Source organism: Bradyrhizobium sp. USDA 3262 (genome assembly GCF_054060035.1).
The window spans coordinates 1,113,695-1,131,083 of sequence record NZ_JBSSCT010000001.1; the positions used below are offsets into that span (position 1 = coordinate 1,113,695).

The 17,389-nt window shown below is 63.8% G+C and carries 17 protein-coding genes; 9 read left to right on the plus strand and 8 right to left on the minus strand.

The annotated features are described in order from the left end of the window. Nucleotides 1-23: 23 nt before the first annotated feature. Together hslU and ACVWYP_RS05190 are read left to right on the plus strand one after the other, a co-directional pair. Nucleotides 24-1,328 (plus strand): ATP-dependent protease ATPase subunit HslU, encoded by a 1,305-nt coding sequence (hslU, locus tag ACVWYP_RS05185; protein ID WP_016841472.1) that lies wholly within the window; start codon nucleotides 24-26, stop codon nucleotides 1,326-1,328. 157 nt (nucleotides 1,329-1,485) lie between these two features. Next, nucleotides 1,486-2,610 (plus strand): hypothetical protein, encoded by a 1,125-nt coding sequence (locus tag ACVWYP_RS05190; RefSeq protein WP_304497973.1) that lies wholly within the window; start codon nucleotides 1,486-1,488, stop codon nucleotides 2,608-2,610. An 18-nt stretch (nucleotides 2,611-2,628) separates the two neighbouring features. Here the strand turns inward: ACVWYP_RS05190 and ACVWYP_RS05195 are convergent, their stop codons facing one another. The 3 genes from ACVWYP_RS05195 to ACVWYP_RS05205 form a co-directional block, all read right to left on the minus strand. Further along, on the minus strand, nucleotides 2,629-3,219 hold the full coding sequence (locus ACVWYP_RS05195; RefSeq protein WP_304497974.1) for a Smr/MutS family protein: 591 nt from the start codon (nucleotides 3,217-3,219) through the stop codon (nucleotides 2,629-2,631). Further along, a complete protein-coding gene (gene mltA, locus ACVWYP_RS05200) occupies nucleotides 3,216-4,661 on the minus strand; it encodes an MltA domain-containing protein (protein WP_439711232.1) in 1,446 nt (481 codons plus the stop codon). The genes ACVWYP_RS05195 and mltA overlap by 4 nt, the downstream gene beginning before the upstream one ends. 148 nt (nucleotides 4,662-4,809) lie before the next feature. Beyond that, a complete protein-coding gene (locus ACVWYP_RS05205; RefSeq protein WP_304497975.1) occupies nucleotides 4,810-5,514 on the minus strand; it encodes a Tim44/TimA family putative adaptor protein in 705 nt (234 codons plus the stop codon). Nucleotides 5,515-5,935: 421 nt separating this feature from the next. On the opposite strand from ACVWYP_RS05205, the gene secB reads away from it, so the two are divergent. Beyond that, on the plus strand, nucleotides 5,936-6,427 hold the full coding sequence (gene secB / locus ACVWYP_RS05210; RefSeq protein ID WP_028341992.1) for a protein-export chaperone SecB: 492 nt from the start codon (nucleotides 5,936-5,938) through the stop codon (nucleotides 6,425-6,427). Between the two features lie 200 nt (nucleotides 6,428-6,627). Here the strand turns inward: secB and dnaQ are convergent, their stop codons facing one another. The 4 genes from dnaQ to ACVWYP_RS05230 are packed head-to-tail and all read right to left on the minus strand — an operon-like array spanning nucleotide 6,628 to nucleotide 9,501. Next, nucleotides 6,628-7,353 carry a DNA polymerase III subunit epsilon gene (gene dnaQ, locus ACVWYP_RS05215; RefSeq protein WP_304497976.1) on the minus strand — a complete coding sequence of 242 codons (726 nt, stop codon included), beginning with the start codon at nucleotides 7,351-7,353 and terminating at the stop codon, nucleotides 6,628-6,630. 30 nt (nucleotides 7,354-7,383) lie between these two features. Then, nucleotides 7,384-7,986, minus strand: a complete 603-nt coding sequence (coaE, locus tag ACVWYP_RS05220; RefSeq protein ID WP_304497977.1) for a dephospho-CoA kinase — start codon at nucleotides 7,984-7,986, stop codon at nucleotides 7,384-7,386. Between the two features lie 59 nt (nucleotides 7,987-8,045). Continuing rightward, entirely contained in the window at nucleotides 8,046-8,654 is a 609-nt protein-coding gene (locus ACVWYP_RS05225) for a Maf family protein (RefSeq protein WP_304497978.1), read from the minus strand. A gap of 10 nt (nucleotides 8,655-8,664) precedes the next feature. Then, nucleotides 8,665-9,501: a pyruvate, water dikinase regulatory protein gene (locus tag ACVWYP_RS05230; RefSeq protein WP_028341996.1), complete on the minus strand. Its 837-nt coding sequence runs from the start codon at nucleotides 9,499-9,501 to the stop codon at nucleotides 8,665-8,667. Between the two features lie 474 nt (nucleotides 9,502-9,975). Here ACVWYP_RS05230 and hemJ point away from each other — a divergent pair, with 474 nt between their 5' ends. Beyond that, nucleotides 9,976-10,398 (plus strand): protoporphyrinogen oxidase HemJ, encoded by a 423-nt coding sequence (gene hemJ / locus ACVWYP_RS05235; RefSeq protein WP_304500441.1) that lies wholly within the window; start codon nucleotides 9,976-9,978, stop codon nucleotides 10,396-10,398. 252 nt (nucleotides 10,399-10,650) lie between these two features. After that, entirely contained in the window at nucleotides 10,651-11,916 is a 1,266-nt protein-coding gene (gene rho, locus ACVWYP_RS05240; protein WP_028341998.1) for a transcription termination factor Rho, read from the plus strand. 148 nt (nucleotides 11,917-12,064) lie between these two features. Here the strand turns inward: rho and ACVWYP_RS05245 are convergent, their stop codons facing one another. After that, nucleotides 12,065-12,316 (minus strand): hypothetical protein, encoded by a 252-nt coding sequence (locus tag ACVWYP_RS05245; protein ID WP_304500461.1) that lies wholly within the window; start codon nucleotides 12,314-12,316, stop codon nucleotides 12,065-12,067. Here ACVWYP_RS05245 and mnmE point away from each other — a divergent pair. From mnmE to ACVWYP_RS05265, 4 genes are all read left to right on the plus strand, one after another. Beyond that, complete coding sequence (mnmE, locus tag ACVWYP_RS05250; protein WP_304497979.1) at nucleotides 12,216-13,541, plus strand: tRNA uridine-5-carboxymethylaminomethyl(34) synthesis GTPase MnmE; 1,326 nt, start codon at nucleotides 12,216-12,218, stop codon at nucleotides 13,539-13,541. The genes ACVWYP_RS05245 and mnmE overlap by 101 nt on opposite strands. Nucleotides 13,542-13,774: 233 nt before the next feature. Further along, nucleotides 13,775-15,658, plus strand: coding sequence for a tRNA uridine-5-carboxymethylaminomethyl(34) synthesis enzyme MnmG (mnmG, locus tag ACVWYP_RS05255; protein ID WP_304497980.1), 1,884 nt, complete (start codon nucleotides 13,775-13,777; stop codon nucleotides 15,656-15,658). Nucleotides 15,659-15,793: 135 nt separating this feature from the next. Next, nucleotides 15,794-16,459: a 16S rRNA (guanine(527)-N(7))-methyltransferase RsmG gene (gene rsmG, locus ACVWYP_RS05260; RefSeq protein WP_304497981.1), complete on the plus strand. Its 666-nt coding sequence runs from the start codon at nucleotides 15,794-15,796 to the stop codon at nucleotides 16,457-16,459. A gap of 31 nt (nucleotides 16,460-16,490) precedes the next feature. Then, nucleotides 16,491-17,342: a ParA family protein gene (locus tag ACVWYP_RS05265; RefSeq protein ID WP_304497982.1), complete on the plus strand. Its 852-nt coding sequence runs from the start codon at nucleotides 16,491-16,493 to the stop codon at nucleotides 17,340-17,342. The last annotated feature ends 47 nt before the right edge of the window (nucleotides 17,343-17,389 follow it).

The window sequence follows — 17,389 nt, forward strand, 5'->3', positions numbered from 1 at the left end:
CGATTCCAACCTAGCTAGAGCCAATGACTCACTTCTCTCCCCGTGAAATCGTTTCTGAACTCGACCGCTTCATCGTCGGCCAGACCGACGCCAAGCGCGCCGTCTCGATCGCGCTGCGCAACCGCTGGCGGCGGCTGCAGCTCGCCGGTTCCCTGCGCGAGGAGGTTCTGCCCAAGAACATCCTGATGATCGGGCCGACCGGCGTCGGCAAGACCGAGATCGCGCGGCGGCTGGCCAAGCTCGCCGGCGCGCCGTTCCTCAAGGTCGAGGCCACCAAGTTCACCGAGGTCGGCTATGTCGGCCGCGACGTCGAGCAGATCGTCCGCGACCTCGTCGAGGTCGCGATCGCGCAGACCCGCGAGCGCAAGCGCAAGGACGTTCAGGCCCGCGCCCAGCTTGCCGCCGAGGAACGCGTGCTGGACGCGCTGGTCGGCCCGGGATCGAGCCCGGCGACGCGCGAGTCGTTCCGCAAGAAGCTGCGCGCCGGCGAGCTCAACGACAAGGAGATCGAGATCGAGACGCAGTCGGGCGGCAGCGGCATGCCGATGTTCGAAATCCCCGGCATGCCCGGCGCCCAGATGGGCGCGATCTCGCTCGGCGACATCTTCGGCAAGATGGGCGGACGCAGCAAGACGCGCCGCCTGACGGTGGAGGGCTCGCACGAAATCCTCGTCAACGAGGAATCCGACAAGCTGCTCGACACCGATCAGCTGGTGCAGGAGGCGATCAACGCGGTCGAGAACAACGGCATCGTGTTCCTCGACGAGATCGACAAGATCTGCGTGCGCGAGAACCGCGCCGGCGGCGACGTCTCCCGCGAGGGCGTGCAGCGCGACCTGCTGCCGCTGATCGAGGGCACCACGGTTTCGACCAAGCACGGCGCCGTCAAGACCGACCACATCCTGTTCATCGCCTCGGGCGCGTTCCACATCGCCAAGCCGTCGGACCTTTTGCCGGAGCTGCAGGGCCGCCTGCCGATCCGCGTCGAGCTGCAGGCGTTGACCCGCGACGACATGCGCCGGATCCTGACCGAGCCGGAGGCGTCGCTGATCAAGCAATATGTCGCGCTGATGAAGACCGAGGGCGTCACGCTCGACATCACCGACAACGCCATCGACGCGCTGGCCGATGTCGCCGTGGCGGTGAATTCCACGGTCGAGAACATCGGCGCAAGGCGGCTGCAGACCGTGATGGAGCGGGTGCTGGACGAGATCTCCTTCACCGCGCCCGATCGCCACGGCGAGACCATCCAGGTCGACGCCGACTACGTCACCAAGCATGTCGGCGACCTCGCCAAGAACGCCGATCTGAGCCGGTTTATTTTGTAGGCGGCCACCGTAGTCGTCCCGGCGAAAGCCGGGACCCATAACCCCGACAGTCCGCGGTGACAAAGACTCGGGCCGACATTCCTTCTAGAACTGCCTTCGGTGGTTATGGGTCCCGGGTCGCGCTTCGCTTGCCCGGGACGACGAGAGTGGGCGATCGATGAATCTGCGGGTGTGGCAAAACCCCTGGCGCCTGATGCTGGCCGTCAATGTGGCCGTGCTGGTCGGCGTGTTCCTGCACAAGATCGCGCTGCCGCCCTTCGTTCCCTACATCCACTTGCTCGTCGACTATCATTACGGCTTCACCAAGCGCGCGCTGGTCGGGGCGATCGTGTCGCTGTTCACCGACAAGGTGCCCGTATGGCTGGTGTTCGCGCTGGCCGGCGCGATCTGGCTGCTGACGCTCGGACTGTTCATCAAACTGTTCCGCCGCACATTCGGCTTCAACGACGCGCATTGGCCGTTGTTTGTCTTCATCGCGGGCTCACCGTTCTTCCTGAAGAACTTCATGCACACGCTCGGCCATTTCGACATCTATGGCTGTGCGCTGACGATCGTGCTGCTGCTGATCCCGGCGCGCTCAGTGGTGTATGTGCTGATTGCCGCGCTGTTCTCGATCCTTCTGATCCTGGTCCATCATATCTTCGTCCTGATGTATGTGCCGACCATCGCGGCGATCGTGGTGCTGCGCTTTTATCTGGTGCAAGGCGTGACGCCGCGGAACGCCGTCTTCGGCATCGCGGCGCTCGCCGCGGTCGGCATCCTGTTCCTGGTCGCGCAATTCGCTGGCACGGTCGACGTGCCCTATGACGAATTCATCCGTCATCTGCAGAGCCGGATGGCCGATCCGGCACGCACCGACCTGCTTCAGTTCGGCTACATCTGGTACCAGCCGCTGTCGAAGGAGTTCGCCGACACCTGGGCGCGCATGCCATCGAACATCCTGGGCGTCCCGGTGTTTGCGCTGCTGATCTGGCTGCACACGCCGCTATGGCGCTATTTCGCGCGACTGATCGGCGCGCTCGCGAGTGAGCTGCATCGCCGGATCGTGCTCGGAGCGCTCGTTGTGATCAGCGCCGGCTATTTCGTGATGTTCGTGACCGTGTTCGACTATTCGCGTTGGATCTCGAACTGGGCGGTCTGCATGTTCCTGATGCTGCATGCGACCAGGATGCTGCCGGCATCGAAGGATGTGCCGGTGATCCCGTCAGACGATAGCAAGACCACAATCCTCGGCTGGATCGTGACGCTGATCCCGCGCGTCGGGATCGTCAGGCCGTTCTAACGTTTTCGTTGATCATGCTCAGCGCGCGCGCCGGACACGCACGTAAAGCGCGCCCTCGCCGCCATGGCCGATATGCGCTTCCTCGAAGCCGACGACCAGCGAGCGGAATTCCGGCAGGCTGAGCCATTCCGGAACCTGGCGGCGCAGCACGCCGCGTTCGGAATCGAGACCACCGACCTTGCCCTTGCCGGTGATGACGAGCACGAAAGTGAGCCCGTCGCTGTGCGCGCGCTGCAGGAAGGTGAACAGCATGCGATGCGCGCGCATCTGCGTCATGCCGTGCAGATCGAGCCGCGCATCGATCTCCTGCCGGCCGCGCGAGAGCTTTGCACGTTCGCGGCGGCCGATCGGCGCCAGCGGCGGCACGTGCGGGCGTTGCGCCGGCGCAGCCTTGACCGTTGTCGCCGGCTTGACCGGGATGGATTTGGCCGTGCCGTGATGGACGGCCAGATCAGAGGCGACGGCGTGGGCCTTCGCGGCGGCGGGCCGCTTGCGCAGCGGCTTGACCTGCTTTGCAACGCTCTCCCAGAGCGCACGCTCCTCTTCGCTCAGCGCGCGCTTGCGCCGCGGCAGAGCGGACAGATCGGGGATCGGCGCGGGACGTTTCATTGATCGCGGTGATGGCGATAGCGCCGGAAGCGCCGCTTCTCCGGTTGCGGAATATCGGGCCGGGCGACCGGCAACGGCACCGGTTCTGCCACAGGTGCGGCCTGCGCGACAGGGGTCGTTGCCGCCGGCGCTGCGGGCGCGACATCCTTCGCGGCCGGGTTCTTGGCGGCGCTGGTGGCCGCGTCTTTCGCCGCGCTTTTGGCGATGCCGGCGGTCGGCACATCCGCAGCCTTCGCCGCCGGCTTGTCCTTCGGCGGCTCGGTTTGCGGAAACAGCTTTGCGATCTTGGCCGAGGGCCGCTCATCCGGGATGGGCAGCTTGTGGCCACGCGCCACGGGATCGAGACCCCTCGGCACCAGCATGACAAATTGCATGTTGTGCCGCAGCCGGCCCGAGACCTTCCCGGCATCCGCGCCGGCACCGAAATAAAGATCGGCGCGCGCCGGGCCGACGATCGCCGATCCGGTGTCCTGCGCGATCATCAGCCGATGGAACGGCGTCTTCGACTGTTCGGATTCGATCGGCAGCTCGCCGGCGATGAAAAACGGCGTGCCGTAGACATGCAGCGCCTTGTCGACCGCGATCGAGCGGCCCGGCGTCAGCGGCACGCCCTGCGCGCCGACGGCCTCGTCCTTGTCGGACAGCGGGACCTCGCGGAAGAAGACGTAGGAGCGGTTCTGCCGCCGCAGGTCGTTGGCGCCGTCGGGGTTCTGCTCCATCCACTCCCTGATCTTCTGCATCGACATCTGATCCTTCGGGATGATGCCGCGGTCGATCAGGACGCGTCCGACCGGCGTATAGGGATAACCATTATGCGCATCGTAATTGATGCGGAGCGTGGTGCCGTCCTCGAGCTTGATCCGCGCCGAGCCCTGGATCTGCGCGAACAGGAGATCGGTCTGGCTCTTCAGCCAGCAGATCTCGAGCCCGCGGCCGGCGATCGCGCCGTCCTCGATCTGGCCGCGGTCGTAATAGGGCACGAGCTTGCGCCGGCCGATCTTGCGATACACCGCGCCGCCATTGGGCAGGCCGACCGAATTCTGCGTCTTGCCGCGCACGAACAGGTTGGACGGGCGGCGATAGACCGGCACGTTGTAGACGTCGGTCTGGGTCCGCGATCCATCGAGCACCGGCTCGTAGTAACCGGTGACGAAGCCGGCGTCCTCGCCGAGCCGCGAGATGCGCAGCGGCACGAAATTCTGCTCGAAGAAGTCCTTCGCCTTGACGCCGTCGCTCAGCGCGAGTCCCTTGGCGATCCGGCAGGGATCGCGCAGCGAGCTCCCGAGCGCTTTCGAATCGGCAGGCGCGCCCTGCTGGGCCGCGATCGGCTTGCAGCTGGTGCGAAACGCCTTGTAGGCCGCGAGATGATCGTCGGCGCTCCAGCCGGCGACGTTGGACCAGGCGAGCGGCTCGTACTGGCTGCCGCTGACCTGCAGCGGCATTTCCAGATTGGGATAGGGGATCGGGTGGCTATGCTCGTGCCGCGGCGGAGGGTGCCGGCTTGATCTGTAGCGCGCGGCGATCGCTGCGGTGGAGCACAAGACCGCGAGCGCGCAGCACGCGACCGCGAGCCGCCCGTAGCTGAGATGCTTAGTGAGCGCTTCCAGTGCCAACCAGCTTCCAATTCGGATCGCGGGAAGTCGCGTCGCGGGCGAATGTCCAGATATCGGTGATGTCGGCGACCTTGTCCGGGCTGCCGTCGACGATGGTGCCGGCCTTGTCGCGCGTGACCGAGATCATCTGCGACACGAAGCGGACGGTGAGCTGGGTCGAGCGGTCGCGCGCCTCCGCGCTGACGATCTCGGCCTTGTCGATCGAGACGAACCGCGTCTCGGTCTTCTGCTCGTGCTTCTCGCGATCCTTGATCGCGGCCTCGAAGCTTTCATAGACCTCGGTCGACAGCAGGTCGCGCAGCGCGCGGCGATCGCCATTGGCGAAGGCCAGCACGATCATTTCATAGGCCGAGCGGGCACCTGAGAGGAAATGTCGCGGATCGAACGAGGAATCCTGGGCGGCCACCGCGTCGAGACCCTGCGCCAGTGGGGTGCCGGGCTCGGCGATGCCCTTCCAGTGTTCCGTCGGTTCGACCGGCTCGGCGGGCGCGGCCGAGGCCGGCTGGTCGATCACCGATCCCGGGATCGGAACGACGTTGTTATCCTGACCGCGCTGCACGACGTTGGGCGCGGCGCGATCATAAGGCGGCCGCTCGCTTCCCGTGCGCTGTCCGAGAACGCTGCGCAGGCGCAGGAAGATAAACACGGCCAGCGCCAGGAAGATGATGGTGTAGATATCCACGTCGAATTCGCTTTCTGGTCTCTGCCGGCAACGGGCCGGCCGTCAAAGCGTTCCCGGTCGGGAACAGCAGAGATTACATCACCGATAGAGTCCGCAGATGTAGGCACGAAACTATGCCCGGCCAATGGCGCTTTTTGGCACGGGCAAGTGTAGCGCGTTTTGACCCCCGGGGGAAACCGTTCCTTTCAGGAAATCGCGTATCTTCAATAATTTAGGAAGCTGTTAAGAGATTGGACAGGCTCACGCGCGCCGCCCTTTGCCGGGAGAACTTGCCGCGGACCCGCCGGAACGCGCCCGTTCGTCGTCCTTGTGGACCGAGCCGGGCCTATGATAGCCACTCGCCCGGCATCGGCATTCTCAACACCTTAACGCGTGCCGTCGGACATTCTGTCCATCGAGCGCTGCTCCAGGAGACATTTTCATGACCAATGGCAACGGCGCCCCCGTCGAACAACAGCCCGCTCCCCAGCTCAATGTGTTGGCGCAGTACACCAAGGACCTGTCGTTCGAAAACCCGAATGCGCCGGCCTCGCTCGGCCAGCAGCAACAGCAGCCGGCGATCAACATCCAGATCAACGTCTCCGCCAACAACCTGTCGGAGAACGAGTACGAGGTGATCCTCTCGATCGAGGGCAAGGCCGAGACCGCAGGCAAGGTGATGTTCAGCTTCGACCTCGCCTATGCCGGCGTCTTCCGGATCGTGAATGTGCCGAAGGAGAACCTGCACCCGCTGGTCATGATCGAGTGCCCGCGGCTGCTGTTCCCGTTCGCACGCGAGATCGTCGCGACCGCGGTCCGCGACGGCGGCTTCCCGCCTTTGTTGCTCGACCCCGTCGATTTCCTCGGTCTCTACCGCCAGAACATGGAGCGGCAGGCGGCCGCCCAGGCTGCTCCCGGCGTCAAGCCGAGCTGAGTTCTAAACTCGAGAAAATGTAACACGCGCGGAAGTGTGATCCGTCATCCTGAGGAGCCCGCGCTTGCGGGCGTCTCGAAGGATCGACGGCCGCCAGCCGGGCCGTGCATCCTTCGAGGCTCGCAAGAGCTCCCACCTGCAGCGACAAAGGCGAAGCCTTTGCGCGGGGATGACGGAACTGCGCCCCGACCTATCTTGAATCAAGCCGCCGGTGCTGCAGCAGGCGCTGGCGGCGGCAGATAATCGTTCCAGATCGGCTTGTCGCCGAGCGTGGCGATGAAGGCCCGGTGGGCCTCTCGATCGGCGTCGCTGACCCGCGCGAGTAGCGGGGTCTCGCGCTGCCGCCGCGGCGTGTCGCCACTATGGCCGCCCGCGCGCGCATCCGACGCTTCCGACGCCAGGATCAGCTGCGACTGCCGCGCTCCGATCAGGTCGATATAGACCTCGGCCAGCAGCTCGGCGTCGAGCAAGGCGCCGTGCTTGGTGCGGCGGGAATTGTCGATCTGATAGCGCGAGCAGAGATCGTCGAGCCGGTTCGACACGCCGGGATGCTTGCGCCGTGCCAGCAGCAGCGTATCGACCAGCTGGTCCTTCGGGATCGCCTTCCGCTTGATGCGGTCGAGCTCGGCGTTGATGAAGCTGATGTCGAACGACGCGTTGTGGATCACCAGCGGCGTATCGCCGATGAAGGCCAGGAACTCTTCGACCACCTCGTTGAACAGCGGCTTGGAGGCCAGGAACTCGGTCGACAGTCCATGCACGGCGAACGCTTCCGCCGGCATGTCGCGCTCGGGATTGATGTAGACGTGGTAGGTCTGCCCCGTCGGCATGCGGTTGAAAATCTCGACGCAGCCGATCTCCACCAGCCGGTCGCCGCGCAGCGGGTCGAGGCCAGTGGTTTCGGTATCGAGAACGATTTCGCGCATGACGTGAATGAATCCGAAAAGGCGGGCGAATCAGGCGCGCCGCTTCGGCATCTTAACGACCTCGGCCAGAATGTCGCGGATACGCGCCCGCACCGGATCGAGTCCGTGCGAGGTATCCACTATGAAATCCGCGCGCTTGCGCTTCTCGGCGTCGGGCATCTGCTTGGCGATGATGGCGTCGAGCTTGGCCGCATCCATCGTGCCGCGGGCCAGCACCCGCTCGCGCTGCAGTTCCGGCGAGGTGGTGACGACAACGACGGCATCGACACGCTTCTCGCCGCCGGTCTCGAACAATAGCGGCACATCGACAACGACGATCGGGTTACCTGCGGCTTCCGCATCGGCGAAGAATTTCTGACGCGACGCGCCGAGCATCGGATGCACGATCTGCTCGAGCTGCTTCATCGCAGCAGGATCGTGCACCACGCGCGCCGACAGTTTCACGCGATCGACCTTGCCGCCGGCGGTGGTGGTGCCGGGAAAGGCGGCCTCGATCGCCGGCGCGGCTTCGCCTTCGTAGAGCTGATGCACGGCCGCATCGGCGTCGTACACCGGCACGCCGGCCTCCATGAACAGTTTGGCCGTGGTGGATTTCCCCATCCCGATCGAGCCGGTCAGTCCAAGAATCAACATGGTGTCAGCATCGCATCAACATCGGTTCAGCATCTCTCTCGTCGCCACGCCTCCGCGCCTTACACCGCGAGCAGCTTCTCGCCGCGCAGGAACGCCAGCAACGACAATAGCGGCAGGCCGAGGATGGTGAAATGGTCACCTTCGATCCGCTCGAACAGATGCACGCCGAGGCCCTCGAGCTGGTACGCACCGACGCTGGTCGTCACCACCTCCCCGGCATGGTCGAGATAGCTCTCGATCTCGCCGGCAGCGAGCCGCCGCATGGTCATGCGGGCCACGCTCACATCGCCGAACAGGACCTTTCCATCGCGTGCCACCGAGACGGCGGAATGCAGCTCATGGGTCTGTCCGGCGAGCAGGCTAAGTTGCTCGGCAGCCTGCGTGCGGCCGGCGGGCTTGCTGAACATCCGTTGCCCCAGCGCCAGCGTCTGGTCGGCGCCGACGACATATTGACCGGGCCTCTGCCCGGACACGAACAACGCCTTCTCGCGCGCGAGGAGCAACGCGATCTCGCCCGGCGCCGCAAGGCCGGAATTCTTCTGCACCGCGCGTTCGTCGATGTCGGCCGGCAGCGCCTCGAAATCGAGGCCGGCATTTTCAAGCAGCATCTTTCGCGCGCGGCTCTGCGACGCGAGGATCAGCTTCTGTGGGCCGCGCCAGATGCTCATGACGTGAGAATCATTCCGACGGCCGCGCGCGCTGGCGGTCGTTATGGAGCTTCATGATCGCCGCAGCCGTTTCCTCGATCGAACGCCGTGTCACGTCGAGCAGCGCCCAGTTGAATTTCGCGCTGAGGCGCCGGGCAAAGGCGACCTCGTCGGCGACCGACTGCTTGTCGATGTAGGTGTCGTTGTCGCGGTCGCCCATCGTGAGCAGGCGGTTCTGCCGGACCTGGATCAGGCGCTCGGGCGTCGCATGCAGGCTGACCACCAGCGGCTTCTTCAAGGTCTCGAGCTGGTGCGGCAGCGGGATGCCCGGCACCAGCGGCACGTTCGCCGTTCGGATGCCGCGGTTGGCGAGATAGATCGACGTCGGTGTCTTCGAGGTGCGGGATACCCCGACCAGCACGACATCGGCCTCCTCGAGGCCTTCGACATGCTGACCATCGTCATGCATCATCGTGTAGTTCAGCGCATCGATGCGGCGGAAATATTCCGCGTTCAGCACATGCTGCGCGCCGACGCGCCCGGTCGTCGCGGCACCCAGATACGCCTCGAACAACTGCATCACAGGCCCGATGATCGACAGGCTCGGAACGTTGATCTCCTTGCACTTGCCCTCGAGCCGGCCGACCAGATCCTTTTCCAGCAGCGTGAACAGGACGATGCCGGGCGATTCCTCGATCTCGTCGAGCACGCGGTCGAGCTGCTTCTGGCTGCGCACCAGGGGATAGACATGCTCGACCGCGGTCACATTGGCGTATTGCGCAGCGACCGCGCGCGCCACGGTAATCAGCGTCTCGCCGGTCGAGTCCGACACCAGATGCAGGTGGAAATAATTGGAAGTCGTCGGCACCAGAGCCCCTGTCTAACCTGTGAATCCCTGTGGAGGTCGAGGAGAAGAATCCGGGTCCGCCGCCCGGGCTCTGTATATCTCGTCCCTTTCTTCACAGCACCCCGCAATAGGATAAGTCGACGTCACCGGCAGGATGATAGTGAACCCGTGTGGATTTGTCTCTTCATAAGCTGGCCACAGACGCGCGCAACCAATTGAGTCCTGCGAGAGATTCCGGATATCCGCTGCCGTCGAGCGGAATGTTGAGGGATGTGAACAAGCCCGCAAGAACCGCTGGACCGGATTGCATGAGTCAAATTCACTGCCATTAAGACTCAAACCTTAGATTCTAAAATTAATTAGGTTTAGGAGAGCCGTGTGTGCGGATATGTATCCGTCCCTCGCTGGCAAAGCCTTGCGCGCAACGCTGAGCCCTCCCGAACTGTTCCCCCGAAAGGCGTCACTGCGATGTTCGACTGGATCAACGCCCTGCCGATCTATGCCTGGGTCAAGGCCCTGCACATCGTCGCCGTGATCTCGTGGATGGCCGGCATGCTCTATCTGCCGCGGCTGTTCGTCTATCATTGCGAGGCCGAGGTCGGCTCCAGGCAGTCCGAGACCTTCAAGGTCATGGAGCGGCGGCTTTTGAAGGGGATCATCAACCCCGCGATGATCGTGACCTGGCTGGCCGGGCTTTTCCTGGTCTGGGCCGGACACTGGTACCTATCTGGCTGGTTTCACGTCAAATTTGCGCTGGTGCTCGCCATGTCGGGTATCCACGGCTTTTTGTCCCGCTGCGTGAAGGATTTCGCCGCCGACCGGAATCGGCGAAGCCAGAAATTCTATCGTATTATCAACGAGGTGCCGACGGTTCTGATGATCCTGATCGTGATCATGGTGGTGGTGAAGCCGTTCTAGACATCACGATGCTCAAGACGCATGCTTCAGTCCTTCTTGCGAAGGACGAATCGATTTTCTATATAGGATTTATCCCACCCCACGCAGGCGGATGTGGTCGCGTTCCGGTTCTTTTCGGACCGGCGCCGCATCAGGTTTGAAAGCCCAAACGGCACTTTCCTGGCTGAGACCTGCGGACCTTCCTTTGGCGTCCGCTTTTTCCAGAGCCACCTCGCACCCCTTCCCTACTTACTTCCTCACAGGACGACCCCAATGCGGGAAATCAAACTCCAGGACCTCAAATCGAAAACGCCGGCCGAGCTCGTCTCGTTTGCGGAAGAGAATGGGGTCGAGAATGCCAGCACCATGCGCAAGCAGGAGCTGATGTTCGCAATTCTCAAAAACCTCGCCGCCGCCGAGACCGACATTGTCGGCGAGGGCGTCGTGGAGGTGCTGTCCGACGGCTTCGGCTTCCTTCGTTCGCCTGACGCGAACTACCTGCCCGGCCCCGACGACATCTACGTTTCGCCCTCGCAAATCCGCCGCTTCGGCCTGCGCACCGGCGACACCATCGAAGGACACATCCGCAGCCCGAAGGAAGGCGAACGCTACTTCGCGCTGCTGAAGGTCAATACGCTCAATTTCGAGGATCCCGAGAAGGCCAAGCACAAAGTCAATTTCGACAACCTCACGCCGCTGTTTCCTAATCAGCGTTTCCGCATGGAGCTTGAGGATTCCACCAAGAAGGACCTTTCCGCCCGCGTGATCGATATCGTCGCGCCGATCGGCAAGGGCCAGCGTGCGCTGATCGTGGCGCCGCCGCGCACCGGCAAGACGGTGCTGATGCAGAACATCGCGCACTCCATCACCGCCAATCACCCCGACTGCTATCTGATCGTGCTTCTGATCGACGAGCGTCCGGAAGAAGTCACGGACATGCAGCGCTCGGTGAAGGGCGAGGTGGTGTCGTCGACCTTCGACGAGCCTGCGGTGCGTCACGTCCAGGTCGCCGAGATGGTGATCGAGAAGGCCAAGCGGCTTGTCGAGCACGGCCGCGACGTCGTGATCCTGCTCGATTCGATCACGCGCCTCGGCCGCGCCTATAACACCGTTGTGCCGTCATCCGGCAAGGTGCTGACCGGCGGTGTCGACGCCAATGCGTTGCAGCGGCCGAAGCGCTTCTTCGGTGCCGCGCGCAACATCGAGGAGGGCGGTTCGCTGACCATCATCGCGACCGCGCTGGTCGATACCGGCAGCCGCATGGACGAAGTCATCTTCGAGGAGTTCAAGGGCACCGGTAACTCCGAACTGATCCTCGACCGCAAGGTTTCGGACAAGCGGACCTTCCCGGCGATCGATATTGCCCGTTCCGGCACCCGCAAGGAGGAGCTGATCACCGATCCGCAGGTGCTCAAGAAGATGTACGTCCTGCGCCGCATCCTCAATCCGATGGGCACCATGGACGCCATCGACTTCCTGCTCGATAAGCTCCGCAACACGAAGAGCAACTCGGAATTCTTCGATTCCATGAACACCTGAGGCCGCGGCCGAAAGGAATAGGGCGCTCCGCACAAACGGGGCGCCTTTTTTCATGCTGCGGATTTGCTGCAGCGAAGTGCAGCATAAATGGAGCCGTCGCCAACGCCTATTTTTCATTTAACTATCTGATGTTGTTTATATTTCTATTCTAGCTTTGTGCTGTAACTGACGACACTGCAGCAAAATTGCTGCGCGGCTGTTTCGGTGAGATCAGGCTGTGCTGCGTCGCAGCATTTCGCGGTATGGGGTGCGAAATCGGAGCGGCATTGCCTTTGCCGATTTGCTGGAACAAATAGGCGATGCATCCACGCGACCAGACCATCTTCGCGTTATCCTCGGGGCGGCCGCCGAGTGCGATCGCCATCATCAGGCTGTCTGGTCCAATGGCCGAGTCGGTCATTGCAGGACTGGCGGGCAAGACGCCGATGCCGCGGCTGGCGACCCGCGCGCTGCTCCACGATTCGAACCATCAACCGATCGATGACGCGGTGGTGCTGTGGTTTCCAGGCCCGGCCAGCGCGACCGGCGAAGACGTCGCCGAATTTCATGTCCATGGCGGACGCGCGGTGTTGTCGGCGATGTTCGATGCGATCGCGGCATTCGACAACGTGCGGCCGGCCGAGCCGGGCGAGTTCACCCGGCGGGCCTTCGAGAACGGCAAGCTCGACCTGACCGAGGCCGAGGGCCTTGACGATCTGATCCACGCCGACACTGACCGTCAGAGGCGTCAGGCATTGCGCCAGCTGAAGGGACTGCTCGGCGACCGCGCGCGCGACTGGCGCGAGCGGATCATCGCGGCGTCGGCGCTGATTGAGGCCGGCATCGATTTCTCTGATGAAGGCGATGTGCCGGCCGAGCTGATCGCGCCGGCGCTCGAGAAGATCCGCGCGCTGCATGATGAGATCAAGCAAGTCCTTGCAGGGCAGGGGCAAGGCGAGCGGCTGCGCGACGGCCTTGTGGTCGCGATTGCGGGTCCGCCGAATGTCGGCAAATCGACCCTGATCAATCAGCTCGCCAAGCGCGAGGTCGCGATCGTCTCGCCGCATGCCGGCACGACCCGTGATGTGATCGAGGTGCAGCTCGATCTCGATGGCTATCCGGTGACGGTTATCGACACCGCCGGGATTCGCGAGACCGACGACCCGGTCGAGCAGGAGGGTGTCCGCCGCGCCCGCGCCCGTGCCGCGGAAGCGGACCTGGTGCTATGGCTGGCCGACAGCGGTGATGCAAAGGCGGCACATGGCGGCGCGACGCCAACCTGGCTGGTGCGAAACAAGATCGACCTGGTCAGGACCACGGCGGGCGAGGGCGGCAGTTACCCCGAATTCAGGATCTCGGCTGCTCGTGGCGACGGGTTGTCGGAGCTCATCGCCGCGCTGGTCGGGTTCGCTCAGGACTATTTTGGGACCAGCGAAGGTGGCTTGATCAGCCGGACGCGGCAGCGCGGTTTGCTGCAGGAGACTATCGAATCTCTCCAGCGCAGCATCGACGTGGTCGGGCAGGGCGAAGAGCTGGCGGCGGAGGAACTCCGCCGGGCCGCCTACTCACTCGGTCGTCTGCTCGGCCGGGTGGACGTTGAAGACATTCTGGACGTCATCTTCCGCGAATTCTGCGTCGGGAAGTAGCGGGCGCCCATCTGTTTCACGTGAAACATGGTTTCGATCTGGTTATGGAACCCTCGTCCTGTTTCACGTGAAACAATTGCTGGTCAGACAGCCGCACTGTTTCACGTGAAACAGCTCCGTCTGTCATTGCGAGCGGCGCGGACCAGTCCATATTTGCCTCGGGCTTCGGTCTCAGAGCGGCGATCCCAACTTCGTTCTTCCGGCTTTCATGACTCCACGATAGAAGTCCCGCCATGATTTCCAGGGCAGACTCATTTGACGTCATCGTCATCGGCGGCGGCCATGCCGGCTGCGAGGCCGCGAGCGCTTCTGCCCGGATGGGCGCAAAGACCGCCCTGGTGACGCATCGCTTCGCGACCATTGGCGCGATGTCGTGCAATCCCGCCATCGGCGGGCTCGGCAAGGGCCATCTGGTCCGCGAAGTCGACGCGCTGGACGGTCTGATGGGCCGCGTGGCCGACGCCGGCGGCATCCAGTTTCGCATGCTCAATCGCCGGAAGGGTCCGGCGGTTCGTGGCCCCCGGGCCCAGGCCGACCGCAAGCTCTACGCCGCGGCGATGCAGGCGGCGATCACCGAGACCGCGAACCTCAGCGTCATCGAAGGCGAGGCGGATGAACTGGTCGTCGTCGATGGTCGGGTGACCGGCATTTGCCTGGGCGATGGCCGCCGGCTGTCGGCGGGGGCGGTTGTCATCACGACCGGCACCTTCTTGCGTGGTCTGATCCATCTCGGGGAGAAGAATTGGCCGGCGGGCCGGGTCGGCGAGGCGCCGGCCATGGGCCTGTCGGCTTCCTTCGAACGGGCAGGGTTTGTGCTCGGCCGGCTCAAGACCGGGACGCCGCCGCGCCTCGACGGCACCACGATCGACTGGTCCGCGGTTGAAATGCAGCCCGGAGACGAGCCTCCGGAGCCGTTTTCGGTCATGACCGGCCGGATTACGACGCCGCAGATCCAGTGCGGCATCACCCGGACCGCGCCGGCGACCCATGAGGTGATCCGGGCCAATGTGCACCGCTCGCCGATGTATTCCGGTCAGATCAAGAGCTCCGGACCGCGCTATTGCCCCTCGATCGAGGACAAAATCGTCCGCTTCGGCGACCGCGACGGCCATCAGATCTTCCTGGAGCCGGAAGGGCTTGACGACACCACAGTCTATCCGAACGGCATCTCGACCTCGCTGCCGGAAGAGGTCCAGCTCGCGATCCTCGCCAGCATCCCCGGCCTCGAGCGGGTGAAGATGGTCCGGCCGGGCTATGCGATCGAATACGACCACGTCGACCCGCGCGAGCTCGATCCGACCCTGCAGACCAAGCGTCTGAGCGGGCTTTTCCTGGCCGGCCAGATCAATGGCACCACGGGCTATGAGGAGGCGGCGGGGCAGGGCGTTGTCGCCGGGCTCAACGCCGCTCTCACTGCCGGCAGTGCCGATCCGATCGTGTTCGACCGCGCCGACGGCTATCTCGGCGTGATGATCGACGATCTCGTGACCCGCGGGATCACCGAGCCGTACCGCATGTTCACCTCGCGTGCCGAATACCGGCTGACGCTGCGGGCCGACAATGCCGACCAGCGCCTGACTGACAAGGGCATTGCGCTCGGATGCGTCGGAACGGCGCGGGCCGAGCGCCATCGGACCAAGATGGCGGCGCTTGAGGCGGCCAAGCAACTGGCGAAGTCAATCGCGATCACCCCGAATGAGGCCGCCAAGCACGGTCTCGCGCTCAATCGCGACGGCCATCGCCGATCCGCCTTCGAATTGCTGGCCTATCCGGAGATCGAGTGGCCCGCGGTCCAGGCGATCTGGCCGGAGCTGTCGGCCATTGACCCTGCGATTGCGGTGCATCTCGAGATCGATGCCAAATACGATGTCTATCTGAAGCGCCAGACTGCCGATGTTGACGCTTTCCGGCGCGACGAGGGTCTGGTTCTGACCGACGTCGACTATGCCGATGTCCCCGGTCTTTCGAACGAGGCGCGCGCCAAGTTGCAGAAGGCGCAGCCGCGGACGGTCGGCCAAGCGGGCCGGATCGACGGCATGACGCCGGCGGCGCTGGGTATTTTGGCGGCCTATCTGCGACGCGAGGCGCGGCGGAAGGCTGCGAAGGCATCTGCCTGACGTTTCACGTGAAACGTTAGGCGGCCCGGTCATTGCGATGAGCGGAAGCGACGAAGCAATCCATCGCTTCCTCAGATGGCACTATGGGTTGCTTTGCTTCGCTCGCAATGACGAGCCCGACCGACATTCCAGAGAATGGCTTCAGTTTCGCAATCCGCCGAACCCAACATCTCCGCCAAGGATAAGGCCGCGGCGCTCGCGCTGACACCTGTTTCACGTGAAACAGAGGCGCGGCTCGACCGCTACATCGCCCTCCTCCTGGCGTGGCAGGCCAAGACCAATCTCGTCGCGCCATCGACGCTGCCTGCCCTCTGGACCCGCCACGTCTCCGATTCGCTGCAGCTTCTGAGCCTCGCACCGACGGCGAAGTCGTGGGTCGATCTCGGCAGCGGCGGCGGCTTTCCCGGCGTCGTGCTGGCTTGCGCGCTGGCCGAGACACCCGGCGCGTCGATTCATTTGGTTGAGCGAATCGCCAAGAAGGCGGCATTCTTGCGCGAGGCGATACGGGTGACGGCGTCCCCGGGGACGGTGCATCTGGCTGATATCGGGGATACTGTGGATAGAATCCCGGGGCCCATCGATTGCGTCACCGCGCGGGCGCTGGCTCCGTTACATCAACTCATCGGCTTTGCGGAGCCGTGGGTCAAAAAGGGCGCCAAGGCGCTGTTTTTGAAGGGGCAAGATGTAGAGGCTGAATTGACCGAGGCCACTAAATATTGGATTATTGAGCCAAAGCTACACGCCAGCCGCACCGGCGGACAGGGCTGGATCGTCGAACTCGGGTCAATCGAGCGGCGCTAGGGGACTCCGCGAGAGCAAATGGTATTTTGGTATGACTGTGATGGACGAGGTTTATCAAGAGGATAAGGCGTCCCAGCCGCCTGGCCATCCGCGCATCCTGTCGCTCGCCAACCAGAAGGGCGGCGTCGGCAAGACCACCACAGCGATCAATCTTGGCACCGCACTCGCTGCGATTGGCGAGCGCGTCCTGATCGTCGATCTCGATCCGCAGGGCAACGCCTCGACCGGCCTCGGCATCGATCGCCGCAACCGCAGCTGCTCGACCTACGACGTGCTGATCGGCGAGGCGCCGCTGCGCGATGCCGTGGTCGCGACCGCGGTGCCGCGGCTGCACATCGCGGCTTCCACCATGGATCTCTCCGGCCTCGAGCTCGAGCTCGGCACCACGCCGGGCCGCGCGTTCCGGCTGCGCGATGCGATCGCAGGGCTGAACAACAACGTCTCGCCGGAAGCCGACTACACCTATGTGCTGATCGACTGCCCGCCTTCGCTCAATTTGCTCACGGTGAATGCGATGGCGGCGTCGGACGCGATCCTGGTGCCGCTGCAATGCGAGTTCTTTGCGCTCGAAGGTCTGTCGCAATTGCTGCAGACCGTGGAGCAGGTGCGCTCGACGCTCAATCCAAGCCTGTCGATCCACGGCATCGTGCTGACCATGTTCGACTCGCGCAACAACCTCTCCAACCAGGTGGTTGCCGACGTGCGCCAGTTCATGGGCGACAAGGTCTACGACACCATGATCCCGCGCAACGTGCGCATCTCCGAGGCGCCGTCCTACGGCAAGCCGGTCCTGGTCTACGACCTCAAATGCGCCGGCAGCGATGCGTATCTCAAGCTCGCCACCGAAGTGATCCAGCGCGAGCGCGAGCTGCGCGCGCATTGACGATGCGCAGGATGGGTAGAGCGAAGCGAAATCCATCACTCTCATTG